Source organism: Dyella sp., from assembly GCF_035486915.1.
Taxonomy (GTDB): Bacteria; Pseudomonadota; Gammaproteobacteria; order Xanthomonadales; family Rhodanobacteraceae; genus Dyella_B.
In genome coordinates, this window is record NZ_DATHMR010000044.1 from 1 (window position 1) to 20,051 (window position 20,051).

Here is a 20,051-nt window from a genome sequence, read left to right on the forward strand (position 1 = left end):
CCGCAGAGGGAAGCGATGTCTTTCGTTGTGTAGCCGGCGGCGTCCGCCACAGGCGTGATCACGCGCTCCACCGCGTGCGCGAGCGTGCCGTCGATCTGGCCCGTTTCGTCTTCGAATTCCCAGACTCCCAGATGTGCATCAAGCAAGGGACGCAATGCCGCCAGGCGTACCCAGAACATGCTTCCGGCAATGAAGCGTGCGTTATCGACGCATGCGTTGGGCAAACCAAGGCGCGTGACCAGGTAATCCACCTGGTCCTTGTTCGCGCCCATATACGCATCGAGTGGAAGAATGTGCCCTTCGACGGCCGCCAAGCCCATGGCTGGGTCGTCGCAGAATGCCTTATAGGTGCGCTGCGCGCGTTGAGGTGAAAGCAGATTGTCGATCAGTTCCTTGCGCCAGTGCTCGCCGTCGTCACGATGCGTGGAGCGCTTGGTGTGAAGCTTCAGAACGACATCCACACCCTCGTCGAGCAAGCGATCCGCGACATGCAGGAACGGTAGGATATCGCGACCGCGATTTTCAAAGACGGCGATGTCGGCGTCCAAACCTAATTGCGCGACACGTTCGCGCACGGCATCTGCACGTTCCTGTGCCGTGGTAATGACGACGCGCCAATCGATGCCGCTGGCACGCAGGCTCGCGACCATCTCATCTAGCAAATCGATATACCACACGTGGATTACGGCGCAGGGGCGCGTGACAGTGGCCGGTTTTTCATCCGCTGTGTCGATGAGTGCCTGGCGCGTGGCCGCCAGCCACGCATGACCCAACCGCGTGTCGGGTTCGAGCACGGCGCCTTCGGCCCACTCGTTCCACGCGTTGATGAAAACCATGGACGCGGTGCCTGCGCGCTGGCGACCGATGTCGATCGCCTTGTGCAACCAGTCGCGATAACCACGCGGCGACGCATGCAGAAACACGCGCCCGGCACCGCTGCGGCGAGGCTCGTTGTCCCAGCCGGGATTGACACAAGGAACCAGCGGATACGTGGGTGCCGGCTGCGCGATGCTTTGACTCGCCAGTTCCCGCCAGTCGTAGACATCGCCCTTGAAGGAGGGATTCAGAAGTTTCTGCGCGGCGGTTATCGGTTTGAGCGTGGTGTTGTTCGGTGGAAAGGCGATTGCCAGATCAAAACCGATATCGCGTGGATCGACACGATCGAAGCTCTGCACATAGCCGAGTCGAATCTCGCCAATGCCGTTATCGCGACACCACTGGCGCCACCGTTCTGCCGTCGCTTTCGGTTCGGGCAGCAGCCCCGGACGATAGACCAGCAACAACGGCTTGCCTTCCACGCGCAGATAGCGCGGATCACGCAAATAACGCGAGACGTGCTGGATGAATGCGAGATCGTCTTCCGCACTGTGTTGTTGGCCAATCAGGATCTGATCGGCACGTCCATCCCAGCGTCGCGACCAGTTTTCATTGGCCCAGCAAAGACACAACGGCACATCGAGCGATGAATCGTCCAGCCATTGCTGCAGGGGCGATTCCAGCAATGTCTTGCCGGCGAACCAGTAAAAGTACGTGCAGAAGGCGCTGATGCCGTAAGCGCGAGCGAGCTGCATCTGCTGACGCATGACGGTCGGCGAACGAAGGTCGTAAAAGCCCAGATCCGCGGGCAGTCGCGGTTGGGCGTGACCTTCGAACTGCGGCAACGCACGTGTGACGTTGTGCCATTCCGTAAAACCCGCGCCCCACCAGGCATCGTTTTCGGGAATCGCATGGAACTGGGGCAGGTAAAACGCCACGAGTGTGGCGGGCAAATGCGCGGGGAGCGTCTGTGTGCGTTGTTCGCGGTAGCCAATGGCACGACCTGCTGCCAGGGTGCGAGGCCGATGTTCCCGGTTCGCCGCAGGTGCCTTGCCACGCGGGCCTTCCGGAACCAGATCGATGTGCCGATCGAGAAAGCGCTGACGCAGCCGGTCGCGTGTTGCGGCGGACATCGGAGTCAACCGGAAGCCGAGACGCAGCACATGGAAAGCGGCTTTTTTGGCGTAGTTCGGCAAGGGCATGCGCAGATCGTAACCGGGAACGAAGGCGTGATGCGTGGCAGGGTGTTTAGCCGAGCACGGCGTGCAAAGTGGCACGCGCTGCGGACGGCGAGAAATGACGTTCCACATTGTGAAGGGCGGCATCGGAAAGCCGCATCCAGAGTGCTTCGTCGGCCATGAGTCGCTGCACGGCTTCGACGACTTCCTCCGGGCGGTCTGCCTGGAGAACATCTTCGCCATCGCGCAGATGCATACCCTCCATCGCGATGCCTGTGGCAATGACCGGCACGCCATGGCTCATCGCCATGTTGATCTTGCCTTTGACACCCGCGCCGAAACGCAACGGTGCGAGTGAGGCGAGGCAACTGTCCAGCCATGGCGCGAGGTCATCGACGCGGCCCTGCAGCTCCAGTCCAGGCCTTTGCAGAGCCGCGCGCGCGGATTGGGGCATGTCGCCGAGAATGTGCACGCAGATATCGGGTATCCGCTCACGCAAGGCGGGAAGAATATCGTTGGCGATCCAATGCACCGCATCGGCATTCGGCGGATGTCCGTAACCGCCGATGAAGACCAGATCGTGCCGGCTCGCGTAATCTCCCCCGCGGCCGTACACGTCGTGAATATTGCTGAGTAGTTCGACGCGCGCGTCGGGTGCCATGTGATGCAGTATTTTTTGTTCGTGCGGGCTGACGACAAAGGTGACATCGCACTCGTTGATCAGCGCAATTTCGCTGCGCCGTGACGACTCGGCCTTGCGTCGCAACGCGGCACTGTCGTCCAGCTCGGCGGCGCGTTGCTCGCGCAGGAAATGCAGGTCGACCGTATCCAGAATCAGCTTGGCTTGCGGCGCATATTGACGGACCACTTTGGCGTACTGGCCTGCCACCGTATGACGGCAAAGAATCACGGCATGCAATTGGGCCCCATGCTCGCGCAACCATGTCGGGATATTGGACACGGATGGGCGGTGCAGCACTTCGACGCCGCGGTCGCCGAGAAACGCAATCGAATCCTCGTCGGCATGACCGTTGTCCGGCGCAAAGCTCACGCGCCAGCCTTCTTGATGGAGTATGTGCAACATGGCTGTCAGGCGCAGCGACCCCGAATCCCTGGTGGGTTCGGGTGTGGTGACATCCACCACGAGCACATGCCCGCGCGTATACCGTTGCCACATGTGTTGCGGCGGTGTGCCGGGCTTTGGCTGCCTGGATAGTGCTTCGCGCCATTTCGCGGCGAACGTGGCCTGATTGATGGCCTGATACCGCTTCATTCCCGCCGTGATGTCCGTCCCGGCACTGATGCCTTCACAATGTACGACGACACTATTGGGTTCGTAGAAAACGGACAGGCCGGATGCACGCACTGCGAAAGCGAGATCCGTATCTTCGTAATATGCGGGCTGGTAGCGTTGATCGAAGCGTCCCAATGTTTCGAATCGGTCGCGACGAATCATCATCGATGCACCCGATACGTAATCCGTGCGCCGGCGATAGCGGTAAGGCGATTCATTGCGTGCATCGAAACGGCCGACATTCCACGCGCTCGCATCGCTGAATACCCAGCCGCCGGCTTCCTGCAGACGACCATCGGGATACAACAGCCTGCTGCCCGCCAGGCCGCAGTCAGGCTCATCCCGGAAGCACCGAACGAGAGCATCCATCCAGCCAGCCGTGACCTGCGTATCGTTATTGAGAAACAGCAGATACTCGCCGCGTGCCAGCGCCGCTCCCGCATTGCAACTGCCGACAAAACCGAGATTTTCGGCGTTGATGTGCACGCGCAGGCCATCAATTGTTTGAAGTGCGGCGGCACTTGCGTCGGGCGAGGCGTCATCCACCACAATGACTTCGAAAAAAGTTGCGGCCGAATGCTTGGCCACGGAGCGCAGGCACGTCAGCGTGTAAGCGAGCTTGCCGTGCACGGGAATGATGACCGACACCTGCGGCGAATCGCAGCGAGCGAACGCAATGCCGTCCGTGTGCGCTTCCAAAGGCAGCAACGACAGCGTTGCGTCTTGTGTTGGACGCTGCTTCAGCTCCTGCCTGATGCGTGCAAACGTGCCGCGCATGCCACGTTGCGCGATGCTGCCGCCAAGACGGCCGCCTAGATAATAAAGACGCTTGAGTCGCCAGCGTAGGGAAATGCTCAGAGCCTTGGCCTCACAATGTCATGCAAGATCATTATCCCGAAGCGAGCCTGACCAGAATGAAAAGCTGACAGCCTCGCACGGTGCGCACACTCATGCAGGGTGCATCACAGGTTCTGATAATTTGGCCCCGAACCACCTTCCGGGGTGACCCAGTTGATGATCTGGTAGGGATCCTTGATATCGCAGGTCTTGCAGTGCACGCAATTGGCGGCGTTGATCTGCAGGCGTTTGCCTGCATCATCCTGCACGATTTCGTAGACGTTCGCGGGACAGAAGCGCGTGCAGGGGTTGCCGTATTCCTGGGCGCATTTCGTGACGCACACCGAGGTGTCTGAAACGTGCAGATGGATCGGTTGGTCTTCGTCGTGTTCGGTGGCGGCGAAGTACACGCCGGCGAGGCGGTCGCGTGGCGGCAATTCGCGTTGCACGTAGTCGCGCTTGGGTTCTTCCTGTTGTCCAAGTTTGTGCAGCGAAGACCAGTCGGCCTTGTTCTTGAGTGTCCAGGGCGACGCGCCACCGGTGAAGGTTTCCCACGCGGCATTCAACATGCCCCACCACAATCCTTTCTTGAAACCGGGCTTGATGTTGCGAACTTTTTTCAGCTCGCTCATCACTTCCGAGCCGCGCAACTTCGCGTCGAATCCGTTGGAACTCAGTTCGCCCGCGACCAGGTGTTCGGCCGCGAGCATGCCGCTGCGAATCGCCTGATGCGTGCCTTTGATCTTCGGTACGTTGAGCAGGCCCGCGGTGTCGCCGATCAGCAACGCGCCGGGCATTTCCACTTTCGGCAGCGACTGGTAGCCGCCGGTGACAATCGCCCGCGCGCCCGCCGAAAGAATGGTGCCGCCTTCGAGCAGCGGTTTGATCATGGGGTGGTTCTTCCATTGCTGGAAGGCTTCCCACGGCTGGTAGTTCGGATCGGAATAATCCAGGCCGCTGACGTAACCGAGCGCGATGCGATCTTTGTCCAGGTGATAAAGGAAGCTGCCACCGTAGGTGTGGCTATCGGCGGGCCAGCCGAAGCTGTGCACGATCTTGCCGGGCGTCACGCGGCCGGCGGGCACTTGCCACAGTTCCTTGATGCCGATGGAGTAACCCTGCGGGTCGCTGTCCTTGTCGAGTGCGAAGCGCTTGATCAGCTGTTTGGTGAGACTGCCGCGCGCGCCTTCCGCCAGCACAGTCACTTTTGCCTTGATGTCGATGCCTTGCGTATACCCGGGCTTGTGCGAGCCGTCTTTCGCCACGCCCATGTCGCCGATGCGCACGCCGGCAACGGAACCGTCGTCGTTATAGACAGTGTCGGCCGCTGCGAAACCGGGGAACACATCGACGCCAAGCGCTTCGGCTTGCGGCGCGAGCCACGCGCAGAGCGCACCGAGCGAGACGATGAAGTTGCCATGATTGCGCATGCCTGGCGGCACGGGCAGCTTGCGCCCGCCGGTTTTTTTGAGCAGCCAGAACTCGTCCTCGCCCGCGGGTACGCAAATCGGTGGCGGGTTGTCGCGCCAACCCGGGAGCAGGGCGTCCAGCGGCTGCGGTTCGATCACAGCGCCGGAGAGAATCTGCGCACCGATTGTTGACGCCTTTTCGATCACGCATACCGTCGCGTCGGGCTTGAGCTGCTTCAGGCGGATCGCGAACGATAGCCCGGCCGGCCCCGCACCGACGACGACAACGTCGTATTCCATCGTTTCGCGTTCGGTCATGGCGGCTCCGTCTTGGCTTGGTGTTGGCTAGGGGCGTCCGCGTAGTGTCCCAGAGGCGGTCAGGACGGCTATTCTCCGGGTTCGCCTACTGCGCGGCAAACAGGACCCCGATTGTGGCCGGTTTGCCGCCGCTGGTTTGCTAGGGGTCATCATCCATCGCGTTGGATCTGTGCCGGAGTGCGCATGAATTCTGTACCGCCGATTCCCGACATCGATCTGCGCCGCGCCTCCCTGTGTCAGCTGTTGCACTGGCTGGCCGCCGGTCGTGTGCAAGCGAAAGCGCTGTCCGAGGTCTATCTCAACGCCATCGAGCGCATCAATCCGAACCTCAACGCCTATGTCGGCCTGAGTCCGGTAGCGTTGCTGCGCGAACAGGCGCAGATGGCTGAGTATCGCCGGCGCGATGGCGTCATTGGGCGGCTCGACGGCATTCCGATCGCGATCAAGGACAACTTCGATGTGGCTGGCTGGCCTACGCGTTCGGGTCTACCCATGGGGCGCACTCCCCAATACGACGCGCATGTCGTCGCGCGCCTGCGCGCCTCGGGCGCCGTGCTGACGGGCAAGACCAATATGGATGAAGGCGCGTTGGGCGCCGTCACAGACAATCCCCATTACGGACCCACACACAATCCCCATCGGCACGGCTATACCGCGGGCGGTTCGTCCGGTGGCGCGGCGGCTGCGGTGGCGGCGGGATTGGCCGTGGCGGCGATCGGTTCGGACAGTCTTGGCTCCATTCGCATTCCGGCGAGTTACTGCGGCGTCTTCGCGCTTAAACCTACGCAAGGCGAAATTTCCACGCGCGGCATGACACCCGCGGCGCGCTGGCTGGATACCGTCGGATTGATCGCGCGCAGCGTGGACGATCTGACGGTGTTGTTGCAGGTGTTGGCCGGTTACGACGCGGACGATCCGCGTTCACGCCGCCGCCGCGTGGCGCTATCGCCGCCGGATTGGGAGCCGGGCAAATTGCGTTGCGGCGTGTTGTCCAATCTGCCCGATCGCGGCGTGCAGCCCGATGTCATCGCGCTATTCGAAGCGACCCTGGCCAAGCTCGATCGCGAATTGGGCGAGCGTCGCAACGTGGATTTCGAAGACTGGGATTTCGCGCGCGCGCGCCGTGCCGGTCTGCTGCTGATGGAAGCGGAAATGCTTCGCACGTTTGAGATGCAACTTGCCGATACGACGCATCCGGTGTCGCCGCGTTTTCGCCATATGCTCGATTACGCCGCACGCAAATCGGCGGCCGACTACGCCGATGCCGATCGCGTACTGGACACCGCCGCCCTGAAGATGCGGCGGCTTTTCGCGCAGATCGACGTGCTCGTCACGCCAACGACGCCGCAGGGCGCGTTCCCCTTGGATGGTCCGGTACCCGATTCGCAGGCCGATCTCACCAGCTTCGCCAATCTCGCTGGATGTCCTGCCGTCAGCATTCCCATGGGCACATTGCCCGATGGGATGCCCGTTGGGCTGCAATTGGTGGGGGCGCGGGGCTCGGATCTGCGGCTGCTGGAGCTGGCCGCGGTGTGGTCGGCCACGCTGGATACCGCGCCGGAGTATCCGATTCCGGCCTGACAACGTTTTGTTACGGAACGCCGGGTAAAGTGGGCGAAAAAATCGGCCGCCCATCCCCATGCCCGCCTATACGCAACAACTCACGTTTTTTCGCGAGTGGATCAAGCATCCGCTGCAGATGGCATCCGTGCTCCCGTCCGGACAGCCGCTGGCGCGGATGATGATCAGCGCCATGCCCGATCAGTCCGAGTGCGTGATCGAACTCGGTGGGGGCACCGGCGTTATCACCGAGGCCTTGCTCGATCATGGTGTGTCGCCTGCACAATTGCTCGTGCTGGAAATGAACGAGACGATGCACGGCATCCTTCGACGCCGCTTCCCGCACGCACATGTCCTGTGCGCCGACGCGCGCCACGTCAACGAGCTGGCCCAGCGCACGGGTGTGCTGGCGCCCGCGGGTGCCGATGCGATCCTCAGCAGTCTGGGTTTGCTGACGATGCCACCGTCATTGCAGCGCGACATTCTGGATGCGGCATTCGCGGTGCTTCGTCCCGGTGGCGTGTTTGTTCAATACACCTATGGATTGCGTAGCCCGCTGGATGAGCAGGTGCGTAAGGATCTGCGATTGCGTAGTGAGCGCGTTGGCATGGTCTGGCGCAACCTGCCGCCGGCACAGGTGTACGTCTATTCCCGTGATGATCGCTGAACCATGTGAAGAGACATGGCAGGCGTTGCCATTGCCCGGTGCGGACGTGTGTTACGTGGCATCGTGGTTGGTGAAAGATGAAGCCGATCGCTTGCTCGATCGGTTGATCGACGAAATTTCCTGGGAGCAGCATCAGCTCCTGATGTTCGGCCGCGAAGTGGCCGCGCCGCGACTGAGCTGCTGGATTGGTGACCCCGGCACCACCTATATGTATTCACGCACGCGCTTCGAGCCGCGCGCATGGACACCTTCGTTGATACCTTTGCGCGCTCGCCTCGAGTCGTTTTGCGGCGCACGTTTCAACAGTGTGCTGGCCAATCTGTATCGCGACGGTCGCGACTCCATGGGATGGCACAGCGATGATGAGCCCGAACTGGGTGGGCAGCCGGTGATTGCGTCGCTTAGTCTGGGGGCTGCACGGCGATTCCGCTTGCGCCGACGGCTGCCGCGCGGGACGCGTCCCGCTCCCGTCGACACGCTGGATTTCCCGCTCGCGCACGGCAGCCTGCTGCGCATGGCCGGCGATACGCAGCGCCTCTATCAGCATGATTTACCCAAGAGCGCCAAGGTCGACGCGCCGCGGATCAACCTCACCTTTCGCTACATCCATACGCCGCCGTCGCGTGAACCATGATGCCGTGCAGCTTGGATTGATCCGGAGCGCCGGAGATAATGCGCGATCCCCAACCTGGCAGACCCGCAATGACCGACAAGACCGTACTCAATGCCACCCATCGCGAGCTTGGCGCACGCATGGTCGATTTCGGTGGCTGGGACATGCCGATCAGTTACGGCTCGCAGATTGAAGAACATCACGCCGTGCGTCGCGACGCCGGCATGTTCGACGTCTCCCATATGACCGTGGTCGACCTGCATGGCGCGCGCGTGCGCGACTTCCTGCGTCACCTGGTCGCCAACAACGTCGACAAACTGAAAGTGCAGGGTAAAGCGCTCTACACCTGCATGCTGAACGAGCAGGGCGGCGTGATCGATGACCTCATCGTCTATTTCCTGGGCGACGAGTTCTTCCGCCTGGTGGTGAATGCCGCCACGCGCGCCAAGGATCTGGCGTGGATCGAGCAGCAGGCGAAAGCCTTCGACGTGAAAGTACAGGAGCGTCCAGACTTCGCGATGATCGCGGTGCAGGGACCGAATGCGCGTGCCAAGGTCGTCGGGTTGCTGCATGAGGTCGACCGCGCGCGCATCGAAAAACTTGGCCGCTTCGCCGCCGCCGCGGCGCAGGGACCGCACGGCGTCGCACTGTTCATCGCGCGCACCGGTTACACCGGCGAAGACGGATTCGAAATCATCGTGCCGCAAGAGCAGGCCGTCACCTTATGGAATGAACTGGCGGCTGCGGGCGTTGCACCGTGCGGCCTGGGTGCGCGTGACACCTTGCGCCTCGAAGCCGGCATGAATCTCTACGGACAGGACATGGATGAGAACGTCACGCCGTGGGAAGCCGCTCTGGCTTGGACCATTTCACTGGATGAAGGCCGCGACTTCATTGGCCGCAAGGCGCTCGAAGCGCAGAAGGCTGCCGGTGTGCCGAGCACGATGATCGGCCTCGTGCTGGACGAAAAAGGCGTGTTGCGTCACGGCCAGAAAGTGCTGACCGATCGCGGCGATGGCGAGATTCTTTCCGGCAGTTTTGCTCCGACCTTGAACAAAGCCGTTGCTTTCGCGCGCGTGCCGGTCGGTGCGTCGGACAATGTCCGCGTCGATATCCGTGGCCGCGAAGTGCCGGTTCGTGTGGTGAAGTTTCCGTTCGTCCGCGACGGCAAACCCTGCGAAGGCATCTGAGAGCCTGTCCTCATCATAAAGTGGGTATTGAGCCGCGGCGGAAGCGGTTAGAATCCACGCTTACACCCCTGATCAAAACCTACGACGACTGGACCCGACCATGAGCGAGATTCCCGGCGATCTGAAATTCCTTAAGTCCCACGAGTGGGCCCGTGTCGAAGAGAACGGCCTGGTCCGTGTCGGCATCTCCGACCACGCGCAAGGCCAGCTCGGTGACCTGGTTTACGTTGAACTTCCCGAGATAGGTTCTTCCGTGAAAGCCGGTAACGGCGCGGCCGTGGTCGAATCGGTCAAGGCCGCTTCGGACATTTATTCCCCGGTGTCCGGCGAAGTTGTCGAGGTCAACGAAACCCTCAACGACAAGCCCGAAACCATCAACGAAGATGCCTACGGCGACGGCTGGATCTTCGTCGTGAAGGCAAGCGACCGCGCCGAACTGGATGAACTGCTCGACGCCGATGCCTACGCCGAACTGATCGAAAACGAAGATCACTGATCGCTCGATCGGTGCGATTTGACGACGGCCGCCTAAGCGGCCGTCGTCGTTTTTACGGCATGAAGAAGTCGTCGCGACGAGGTATCGCGCACCGTGCCGATCGTCGAAAAAAGCATGTCGATGATGTCGCGCGAGGTAGCATCTGCGACGTGCGGATCGGTCGCTCACAAGGTCGTTCCGGTATGCATCGAGGGTGTTGGAGGACAAATTCGGACCCTTTTGACGTCTCCCGGACACGTCTCGGTTGAACTTCGTTCATGCTCCGGTTTGACCCTCTTCGGGCATGAAAATCGCGCCGCGCCATCCATCGTGCAATGAATGCAATGGACGATGAGTGTGTATCAGCGCCAATGAGAAAAATCACGTTTTTCAGCTTGTTTTTTGCACATTTTGCAAATGCGCCATACAAGCCCTTTAGATGTTTGGACGGCTGCCGACAATGATTTTTATGAGTAGCGCACAGCCGTTGAGATAGTCGTCGTCGTCCCTGCTCGGGAGCGAACAGATTGATTTCATGGCGAAAATCATTTGACAGTTGAAATGTTCAGGAATAGCTTTCGCACCATATAACAGGGAACAGTACCAATGGTGGCATCGAAATTCATAAAGCCTTACGTCGAGCACGGGGCAAAAGCCGACGCGGTGAGAAAGATCACCGTTTCGATTCCGATGCACGTATTGCGACTGCTTTCGGATTTACGCACCTACCGCCAGGTGAACAATTTAAGGCACGCCACGAACAGCGACTTGCTGGTTGAGGCGTTCCTACACGCTTTTACTGGGCAACCACTGCCAACTGATGAGGAGCTGAGACGAACTATGGCCACTGCCAAGAAAACTGCTAGGAAATCGGCTAAGAAAGCCGCCAAGAGAACCACTCGCAAAGCAACCGCCAAGAAGCGCCCGGTCGCCAAGAAGGCCACCACCAAGCGCCGCGCCGTGCGCAAGACTGCCAAGAAGGCAGGTGCCAAGCGCGTAGGTGCAAAGAAGGCAACTGCTAAGCGCGTTGCGAAGAAAGCAACCCGCAAGGCTTCCCGTAAGCGCACTGCCAAGAAGGCAGCGGCTGCCAAGGTCATGAAGGCCACCAAGACTTCGAAAGCTAAGAAGTAAGCACAACAACTAAGTTTGTTCGGAATTGTCTCCCTGCGGTGCCCAGCGCAGGGAGGTGCTTCGAAAAGCGTTTCGTCCCGGCATCTGCCGGGACGCTTCATTTCGGGGAACCCGAAATGAAGCAGTAGGTACGAGACACGCTCGCGGAAGTGTTAAGTCGTGTTGCGCTCTTAAAGCTTTTAAGCGCCGTTCTTCCACACTCGCCTTCATTTTCCCAGCCGCAAAGCGAGCTAGGAATTTTTCTTACCCCTACCAGCAAATCCCATCGCCGGACGTGAAGTTCGACGCGATTTGCCGTGCCGCCTTAATCGAGTTACCTTTTCTCCATCCGCGCTGCGGCAAACCCTGGGGAAAGCCGCTCCTGGATAACAGGGGGGAAGCGCGGGTATCTGATGCCACGCAGTTAGTGAGAGATCATGGATACCCGAAAAATTCGTCATGCGCGTTCGCGCGCGCGCGGGGCTATCAAGCCCCTGACCATCGCCGTGCTCGGTATTGTTGGAGCGTTGGCCGTTGCGTCCTGGTTCTTGATTATCAAGCCGCACGAAGACCTGGTCTCCGGGGATCTTGGTAGCCATCCATCCACACCTGTCGCCGCGCAGCAGGCGGCGCCGCCGGTCAACGTCGAGGCGATGAGCCTTAACGACCTATTGGCCAACGCGCGCAAGGCGATGAACGAACAACGCGTCATTGCCCCCGCCGGCAACAACGCGTTCGAGTTCTATCTGGACGTGTTGCAAAAGCAGCCGGGCAATCAGACCGCGGCCGATGCGTTGCGCGAAACCTTTCCGTACGCGGCGAACAACGTCGAGCAGGTGATCAACCAGCGCGACTTCAACGAAGCCCAGCGCGAAATCGATCTGCTGGCGAAAGTGGACCCGACCAATTACACGTTGACGATCCTGCGCTCCAAGCTCGATGCCCAGCGCAAGACGCTGGACGAAGAGCAGCAGAAGCAGCTCGACACGCAGCATCAGGCCGATCTCGCCGCACAGCAGAAGGCAGTGGCGGATAAAGCGGCGGCGGACAAGGCGACGGCTGACAAAGCGGCGGCGGACAAGGCTGCGCAGGAACAGGCTGCGCTGGCAGCGGCAAAAACCAAGCAGCAAGAAGCGGACAAGGTGGCAGCAACCAGGGCTGCGACGTCGACGCAGGTGGCGGGCAACACAGCACCCTCTTCCGCGGGTGGTGGAGAAACGCGCGACGCCATCCCGGTAAGCAGCATTCGTGTGCAATATCCGGCGAACGCGTTGCGCAACAACCTCGAAGGCTGGGTGGACGTTGCGTTCACCGTCAACGCCGATGGCACGGTCGGCAATGTGCAGGTTGTCGGTGCCCAGCCGCGACATGTTTTCGATAACGCCGCCATCGAGGCGATCCGCCGCGCGAAGTTCTCGCCGGCATTGCGCGACGGTGTGGCGGTCGAGTCGCAGCAGCATCAGCGCATTCAGTTCTCGCTAGGCGGCTCGCAATAATCACCAACTGGTAAGTCACGCCAAAGAAGAGGGCGGAGCGGCAGCTCCGCCTTTTTTGTTTTGGGATAGAGGTTGAGGATCGATGGCGATGCAGGAACGCCCGCCGCAATCCTTCGCCCGGCTAATTGTGGCGATGCCGCTTGCGATGCGTGCCGGACGGTGCGTTGTTCGCCGGCGGATCGCTCTCCACGCCGGCCCAATCCACATGCGGCAGGCCGAGCATGCTGTCCAATACCATCGGCATGAGGTCGGTACCCACCGCACCGGGCGAGTTCCAGAGCGTCACCATGCCGATGTGGTACTTCGGCAAGAAGGCGATCATCGTGCGATAGCCTTCCACTTCACCGGCATGGAAGACCATCGTTTCGCCTGCATAGGTGAACACGCGCCAGCCCAGCGCGTAACTGGCCGCGCTCAGGCGTGCACGACGCCATGGCGCGCCGTGCATCTCGGTAGGCGTGTCCACGCCGGGTGCGTGCAGATAGTCCAACAGCGGTTGTGGCAACACGTCGGGGCGTCCACCCATTTGTGCGATCAACCAGCGTTCCATGTCATGCAGGCTGGCATTCACACCGGCGGCTGGGGCGACACGGTAATAGGCTTCTTTCGGATCAAAGGGCGCCCAGCTGTGCGCGCCGCTGGGGCGGTGCGGGCGTGCCCAGCTCTTGCTGCTTTCCAGTGCATCGCGACCATAACTGGCCGTGTTCATGCCGAGCGGAAAGAAAATGCGCTTGTCGACCTGGTGATAGAAGAAATCGCCGGTCTCGGCGTAGATCACGTCGCCGATCAGGCTGAAGGCTACGTTCTGATAGCCGTAGCACTGTCCGACGTCGCACGCCATGGGCACTTCATCGAGCTTGCGCACCAGCTCTTCGTACGGAACGTTGTCTTCGAGCATCGCGTCGTAGGTGTTGTGCGGCAGCCCTAGACGCTGGCCCACGATGTCTTTCACCGTCGCCTGGTTGGAGGCCTGGGCATCCTTCAACTGAAAGAAAGGCAGCACATCGGACAGCTTGGTATCCCAGCTGAAGTGACCATCATCGATCAGCAAACCGGTGACCGCCGTGGCGAATGCCTTGGAGAGCGATGCAAGGCGGAACACCGTATCGGCGGTGACGGGTTCTTGCGTAGACGCATCGGCGTAACCAATTTCACGCTCGAAGGCGACCTTGTTGTCGACGATGACCGCCGTCGCCATGCCGGCGACTTCGTTGCGTTGCGCGACGACATCCATCCAGTGCGAGTAAGCGTCCAGACTTGCCTTGACGCGATCGGGCGGAAGGCTCGCGACGGTGGTGTCGAGGTTCGGGGTGTCTTGCCGTGTTGGATGCGCCACCACCGCAACAGGTCGCTCCGCGGGCGCCACAGCGCGAGCTGTCGATTGCGTTGTCAGCGCTGCGGTGACGCCGAGCAAACTGGCAATCAACAAAGGCGGCTTACAAAAAAGCATGTTACTCCGCATACCAGGGGCGTCTTGCGACGTCCCGTCAGGGGTCTTCGTGGATTCGTCCATGATGGGGATTGCCCGATTTTGCGGCACTTTGGACCAAGCCACAATGGCGCGAAATCGGCCAGTTAACTGAGGTGCGACTTGCATGGGTGAAGCGTTTACAGACCTGTGCGGTGCTTAAACGCTCTCGCGACAAGCGGTTAGGCGAGCATCAAGGCGGCTGCTCGTTCAGCAATCATGATGGTTGGCGCGTTGGTATTGCCGCTAGGAAGGGCAGGCATGACCGACGCATCCACCACGCGCAGTCCGGTCACGCTCCGTACGCGCAGCTCGCTGTCCACCACAGCGTGCTCGTCCGTACCCATGCGGCACGTTCCCACCGGGTGATAAATGGTCTCAGCCTTGCGGCGCACAAAATCCTCCCAGTCACGATCTGTTTGGGGCGCCTTTTCCGGAAAGACATTGTCGCCGCGATACGCATCGAAAGCCGGTTGCGCGAAGATCTCGCGCGAGATCTTCGCGCCTTCGATCATGCGTGCGAGATCATGACCCTCCGGATCGCTCAGATAATCGGCATGGATGGCGATGGGTTCTACGGGATTGGCCGAGCGCAGACGCAACCGTCCTCGGCTGCGAGGATGCAAATAGCACGCGTGCAGCGTGTAGCCGATGCCAGACAGGCGATGGCGTCCATGGTCGTCGAGCAGTGCTGGCACGAAGTGGAACTGAAGGTCGCAACGTGCATCGGTCGCCAGACGACTGCGCACGAAGCCGCCGGACTCGGCCACGTTGGACGTGGCCGGTCCGTCGTGACGGCGCAGGTAACGCCAGCCGGCTGCGAGTTCGTTGATGCGATCGTAAGTGACGTTCTGTGTGCTGCCGACCAAGGTGCAGATATCCAGATGATCCTGCAGATTCGCGCCGACACCGGGCAGATCGATCGCCGGCGTGATCGCGTGTTCGCGCAGATGGTCGGCCGGACCGACACCCGAGAGCATGAGCAACTGCGGTGAGTTGATCGCCCCCGCGGCGAGAATCACTTCACCGGCGTGAATGCGCTCGCGTCTGAAACCGCGCCGCAGTTGCACGCCCACGGCGCGTCCTTGTTCGATCAGAACGCGTTCCACCAATGCATGGGTGCGCACTTGCAGGTTTTGTCGCGGGCGTACCGGTCGCAGGAACGCCACCGATGTCGAACAACGCGCACCATTGCGCTGCGTAACCTGATAGAAACCGAAGCCCGCCTGATCGGATCCGTTGAAATCATCGTTGCGAACGAATCCTGCGCTCGCAGCAGCGTCGACCAGCGCCGCCGAGAGGGGATTGTGGTGGCGCAGGTCCGAGACGCTCAGCGGGCCGCCTGTTGCGTGCCACGCGTTTGCGCCGCGCGTATTGTCCTCGCTGTGCAGAAACCATGGCAGCACGTGCTGCCATGACCACCGGATGTCGCCTGTCGCTTGGGCCCAGTTGTCATAGTCGGCCGGCACGCCGCGGACGTAGCACATGGCGTTGATGGAACTCGAACCGCCCAATGTTTTGCCGCGCGGCCACCACAACCGGCGACCATGCAGCGCAGGCTCCGGTTCGGTGTCGTAGTTCCAGTTGAGGCGCCGGTGCTTGGGCAGATGCGCGATGCCGGCAGGCATATGAATCAATGGATGCCAGTCATAACCACCGGCTTCCAGCAACAAAACACGCTTGCCCGGATGCGCGCTGAGACGGTTGGCCAAGACGCAGCCGGCAGACCCGGCACCGACGATCACGTAGTCGTAGTCCACATGCGCTCCCCATCCGGAATCCTTGCACATGCTAGTCTTGCGCGGCCCCACGCTGGAAGTCGCCAGTGAGTTCGCTGATCCCCGCAGCCTTGCGCAAAGACGCCGCAGCGACCATGGCGACGCTGGCGTTCTTTTTCGTGCTTACGTCGTACTACATCGTGCGACCCGTGCGCGACCAACTAGGCGGCGCAGTCGGCTCCAGCCAGTTGCCGCTGTTTTACGCAGTGACCTTTGTGGTCATGTTGCTGCTGATGCCGGTATTCGGCACTTTGGTGGCACGCTTCCAGCGACGACGCTTGCTTGGCTGGAGCTACAGCTTTTTCGTCGCGTGTCTGTTGGCGTTCATTCCTGTCTTTATGGCACAGGATCGCCTCGGTGCGCGTGCGATCGGTTCGGTGTTTTACGTGTGGGTGAGTGTTTTCAATCTGTTCGTCGTGTCGCTGTTCTGGAGCTTCATGGCTGATGTTTTTCGCGAACGGCGCGCACGGGAAATTTTCCCGGTGATTGCTGTCGGCGGCTCAGCCGGAGCGATTTTCGGGCCGATGTTGACAAGCGCACTGGTGGGTCTGGTTGGTGTCGCACCGTTGCTCTTTGTCAGCGCCGTGATGCTGACCATCGCTCTGTTCCTGCTGCTGAGAATTTCTGTTCAACAATGCGCGCAGTGCGAGGATGCAGAAGCCCCGATCGGCGGGTCTCCCTGGGCTGGCGCAAAGGAATTCTTCTCGCGCCCCTTCCTCCGCTATATGACTATCTTGATGCTGCTCGGCGACGGCGTAGGTACCTTGGCATACGCATTGACCGCCGACTATGTGAAGGCGCATATCGTCACGGCTGCGGCGCGTACGGACTTCTATACACACATTGACTGGGCGGCCAATACGCTCGTTGTGTTCCTGCAGTTGACCTTGTCGCGCCAATTGCTGGTTCGGCGGGGTGCGATGTGGACGTTGGTGCTACCGCAAATCGTCAACGCGGTCCTGCTGGCGATAGTGATGATCGGAGGGCATGCGGAACTACGCTTTTTCGGGTACGGTGTGCCTCTGCTGGCACTGCTGATGGTCGGCACGCGCGGCTTCATGTACGGGATGACGGCGCCAGCCAGCAATTCGCTGTATACGCGGGTACCGCGGGAAACGCGCTACAAGGGTAAGAATTTCGTCGAAACGCTAGTGTGGCGTTTTGGTGATTTGGTCGTGACCAGCGGCGTGAGCGGATTGACCAAACTTGGCGCCGGTTTGAGCGGTATCACTTTGATCGGCGTGGTGGGTTCGGCCATTGCAGCGTGGACAGCACGCAAGGCGGCCACGTCGCCGGACCTGGCGCCCGAAGAGCACAGAACGTTACCGCAGGCGCTCGACAACCAAGCGCGCTCCTGAAAGCGCGCTAGCTGGTGATGTAACGCTGCAGCTGGTCGATTTCTTCAGCCTGCGCGTTGATCACTTCCTTGACCAGATCGCCGATCGAGATCACGCCCAGAACCCGATTGCCCTGAACCACCGGCAAGTGTCGGATGCGGCTGTCCGTGCATAGACGCATGCAATCGAACACATCCGTTTCGGGAGTGACGGTGAGCGCCGGACTGCTCATGATCTCCGACACCGCCGTCTGCGCGGACGATCGTCCCTGCAGAATGACTTTGCGCGCGTAGTCGCGTTCGGAAACGATGCCGACCAGTTGCTCGCCACGCATCACCAGCAGCGCACCAACGTGACGCTCGGCCATGTGTTTGACGGCTTCCAGTACGGGCGCTTCGGGCGCAACGGCGAAGATGTCGGTGCCTTTCGTGGCAAGCAAATGCTTGACCTGACGCATGCCAAACCTCCCCGGCGGCCGCAGCATGGCCGCGTTCGGTACAGTGTAGCGCCGAGATGTAGCATTCGTGTGAAACGCCGCTTACGCGCGTGGCAAGCGCTCTTCTTCGATGAAATACAGCGGGCGCTGCTTGCTTTCGTTGTAGTTGCGGCCGAGGTATTCGCCGATCACCCCCAGCGCAAGCAGCTGAATCCCGCCCAGAAACAGCACGGCGACCATCAGGCTTGGGTAGCCGGGGACCGGGTCGCCATGCATCAGCGCCTTCGCGAGCACCTTGATGCCGAGAAGAAACGCAAAGATAGAAGCGGCCAGCCCCGTCCATGTGGCGAGTCTGAGCGGTGCGATGGAAAAGGATGTGATGCCTTCCATGGCGAATTGAGCCAGGCGCCAGTAGTTCCATTTTGTTTTGCCGGCTTTGCGTGGATCGCGCATATAGCTGACCGCTATTTGCCGGTAACCAATCCACGTAAACAGGCCTTTCATGAAGCGCTGGCGTTCGCGCAGTTGCGAAAGTGCCTTCAGTGCGCGTCGCGACAGCAATCGGAAATCGCCGGTATCGCGCGGCACCGCGACATCGGACATCATCTCCATCGTGCGATAAAACGCAGCAGCAGTGAAACGCTTGAAACCCGTCTCGCCGGCACGTGCGCTGCGCGTGGCGTACACCACGTCATAACCTGCCTGCCACTGTGCAACAAGTTCCGGGATCAGTTCGGGCGGGTCCTGCAAGTCGGCGTCGATGACGATGGCGGCGTCCGCATCGACATGATCCAGACCGGCAGTAAGCGCGATCTCCTTGCCGAAATTGCGAGAGAGTTTCAGCGCGCCAACGCGCGGGTCCGCAGCCGCCAGCGATTGCATAATTTCCCACGTGTTGTCCCGGCTACCGTCGTCCACGTAGAGCATGTCGCACTGCAACGAAAGTCCGTTCAACACCTTCCACAGGCGTTCGTGGAAGATAGGTAGCACTTCCGATTCGTTGAAGGCAGGAACGACAACGGTAAGTTTCGGCATGCTGCAGGTCCGGTGCGTGGTGTAACTAATGCTAGCGTGAGAAACGGAAGAAATAGCTGGCGATCAGCGTCGCCGAGCGTTGCCGGTATCACGCGGCGGCTGTTTGCTTTGCAGATACGCAGGGCCGCCGAGCTGTTCCACCTGCTGTTCGATCCACCGGCTGCGTTCCATCACATAGCCGCTCGGGCGATCGACACGGAAGCGATCCGGACTAGGCAGCACGGCCGCGAGCCGCGCCGCCTGTGCCGGTCCCAGCTGCGCAGGCGAGGTGTGAAAGTACGTTTCGCTCGCAGCGCCGACGCCGTAGATACCGTCGCCCAGCTGCGCGATATTCATGTACACCTCCAGAATGCGCTGCTTGGGCCAGGTGATTTCCAGCAATACCGTGAAATACGCCTCCAGCCCCTTACGGACGAAGCTTCGTCCGTTCCACAGGAAAAGATTTTTCGCCGTCTGCTGACTGATCGTGCTGGCGCCGCGCAAGCGTCTGCCGTCATCCGCCGCATCGATCGCGTTCTGGATCGAATCGAAGTCAAAACCGTGGTGAAACGGGAATTTCTGATCTTCACCGGCGACCATCGCGATGGGCACCCACGGCGAAATCCGCGACCAGGGCACCCAGTGGTGCTGCAGATGAAAATCCTTCTCACCGTGAATCATCGCGCTCAGGCGGCGCTCCATCATCACCGCAGAGGTCCACGGCGGCACGAAGCGCAGCACGAAGACCACCAGCCAGCTCAACGCCACCCAGGACAGCAACAGAATGCCGGCGTAGCGCAGTAGACGGCGGAGCAAAGGCAGTTGTGGCATGGTCAACCCGCAGACAAAGGCTGGCGCAGTATAAGCGGCGACGGGGGTAGGCTATTGTCAGATCCAAGCGAGCCCCCATCTTTGATTTTCTGGCTTTTGCGAGGTTGAGAAGTGGAAACCGTACTTGTGGAAGACGTGTTGCATCGGTTCATGCTTGAGCGCGCCGGTGTGCGTGGTGTCATCGTGCGGCTGGGGCCCGCGTGGCGCGAGGTGGCCGGCCGTGC

16 protein-coding genes and 1 pseudogene are annotated in these 20,051 nt (G+C 60.7%); 9 read left to right on the forward strand and 8 right to left on the reverse strand.

The genetic code is table 11. The annotated features are described in order from the left end of the window. The 3 genes from VK725_RS04230 to VK725_RS04240 form a co-directional block, all read right to left on the reverse strand. A partial coding sequence (locus VK725_RS04230) for a glycoside hydrolase family 99-like domain-containing protein (protein WP_325316821.1) occupies positions 1–2,018 on the reverse strand: 2,018 nt, incomplete at its 3' end. Between the two features lie 46 nt (positions 2,019–2,064). After that, the gene (locus VK725_RS04235) at positions 2,065–4,065 is read right to left on the reverse strand and encodes a glycosyltransferase (protein WP_325316807.1); all 2,001 of its coding nucleotides are present in this window, start codon (positions 4,063–4,065) and stop codon (positions 2,065–2,067) included. A 185-nt stretch (positions 4,066–4,250) separates the two neighbouring features. Further along, on the reverse strand, positions 4,251–5,852 hold the full coding sequence (locus VK725_RS04240) for an electron transfer flavoprotein-ubiquinone oxidoreductase (protein ID WP_325316808.1): 1,602 nt from the start codon (positions 5,850–5,852) through the stop codon (positions 4,251–4,253). A 183-nt stretch (positions 5,853–6,035) separates the two neighbouring features. Between VK725_RS04240 and VK725_RS04245 the strand changes: the two genes are divergently transcribed. From VK725_RS04245 to VK725_RS04275, 7 genes are all read left to right on the forward strand, one after another. Further along, positions 6,036–7,433: an amidase gene (locus VK725_RS04245; protein ID WP_325316809.1), complete on the forward strand. Its 1,398-nt coding sequence runs from the start codon at positions 6,036–6,038 to the stop codon at positions 7,431–7,433. A gap of 58 nt (positions 7,434–7,491) precedes the next feature. Then, positions 7,492–8,079 (forward strand): class I SAM-dependent methyltransferase, encoded by a 588-nt coding sequence (locus VK725_RS04250; RefSeq protein WP_325316810.1) that lies wholly within the window; start codon positions 7,492–7,494, stop codon positions 8,077–8,079. Beyond that, the gene (locus VK725_RS04255; protein ID WP_325316822.1) at positions 8,069–8,713 is read left to right on the forward strand and encodes an alpha-ketoglutarate-dependent dioxygenase AlkB family protein; all 645 of its coding nucleotides are present in this window, start codon (positions 8,069–8,071) and stop codon (positions 8,711–8,713) included. Before VK725_RS04250 ends, VK725_RS04255 begins: the two co-directional genes overlap by 11 nt. Before the next feature lie 68 nt (positions 8,714–8,781). After that, positions 8,782–9,882 (forward strand): glycine cleavage system aminomethyltransferase GcvT, encoded by a 1,101-nt coding sequence (gcvT, locus tag VK725_RS04260; protein WP_325316811.1) that lies wholly within the window; start codon positions 8,782–8,784, stop codon positions 9,880–9,882. A 100-nt stretch (positions 9,883–9,982) separates the two neighbouring features. Beyond that, a complete protein-coding gene (gene gcvH, locus VK725_RS04265) occupies positions 9,983–10,378 on the forward strand; it encodes a glycine cleavage system protein GcvH (protein WP_325316812.1) in 396 nt (131 codons plus the stop codon). A 585-nt stretch (positions 10,379–10,963) separates the two neighbouring features. Next, positions 10,964–11,488, forward strand: a complete 525-nt coding sequence (metJ, locus tag VK725_RS04270) for a met regulon transcriptional regulator MetJ (RefSeq protein ID WP_325316813.1) — start codon at positions 10,964–10,966, stop codon at positions 11,486–11,488. A 416-nt stretch (positions 11,489–11,904) separates the two neighbouring features. Further along, complete coding sequence (locus VK725_RS04275) at positions 11,905–12,963, forward strand: energy transducer TonB (protein ID WP_325316814.1); 1,059 nt, start codon at positions 11,905–11,907, stop codon at positions 12,961–12,963. Positions 12,964–13,084: 121 nt separating this feature from the next. Here VK725_RS04275 and VK725_RS04280 read toward each other — a convergent pair whose 3' ends face one another. Both VK725_RS04280 and VK725_RS04285 read right to left on the reverse strand, forming a co-directional pair. Continuing rightward, on the reverse strand, positions 13,085–14,413 hold the full coding sequence (locus VK725_RS04280; RefSeq protein WP_325316815.1) for a serine hydrolase domain-containing protein: 1,329 nt from the start codon (positions 14,411–14,413) through the stop codon (positions 13,085–13,087). 200 nt (positions 14,414–14,613) lie between these two features. Then, positions 14,614–16,221: a choline dehydrogenase gene (locus VK725_RS04285; RefSeq protein ID WP_325316816.1), complete on the reverse strand. Its 1,608-nt coding sequence runs from the start codon at positions 16,219–16,221 to the stop codon at positions 14,614–14,616. Positions 16,222–16,256: 35 nt separating this feature from the next. Between VK725_RS04285 and VK725_RS04290 the strand changes: the two genes are divergently transcribed. Next, complete coding sequence (locus tag VK725_RS04290; protein ID WP_325316817.1) at positions 16,257–17,567, forward strand: translocase; 1,311 nt, start codon at positions 16,257–16,259, stop codon at positions 17,565–17,567. 7 nt (positions 17,568–17,574) lie between these two features. On the opposite strand, the gene VK725_RS04295 is transcribed toward VK725_RS04290, so the two are convergent. From VK725_RS04295 to mtgA, 3 genes are all read right to left on the reverse strand, one after another. Then, complete coding sequence (locus VK725_RS04295; RefSeq protein WP_325316818.1) at positions 17,575–18,003, reverse strand: CBS domain-containing protein; 429 nt, start codon at positions 18,001–18,003, stop codon at positions 17,575–17,577. A gap of 81 nt (positions 18,004–18,084) precedes the next feature. Next, positions 18,085–19,017 carry a glycosyltransferase family 2 protein gene (locus VK725_RS04300; protein ID WP_325316819.1) on the reverse strand — a complete coding sequence of 311 codons (933 nt, stop codon included), beginning with the start codon at positions 19,015–19,017 and terminating at the stop codon, positions 18,085–18,087. A gap of 63 nt (positions 19,018–19,080) precedes the next feature. Beyond that, entirely contained in the window at positions 19,081–19,827 is a 747-nt protein-coding gene (gene mtgA / locus VK725_RS04305) for a monofunctional biosynthetic peptidoglycan transglycosylase (protein ID WP_325316820.1), read from the reverse strand. Between the two features lie 111 nt (positions 19,828–19,938). Here mtgA and VK725_RS04310 point away from each other — a divergent pair. Further along, a pseudogene (locus VK725_RS04310) lies at positions 19,939–20,051 on the forward strand (Hsp33 family molecular chaperone HslO); the annotation flags it as partial.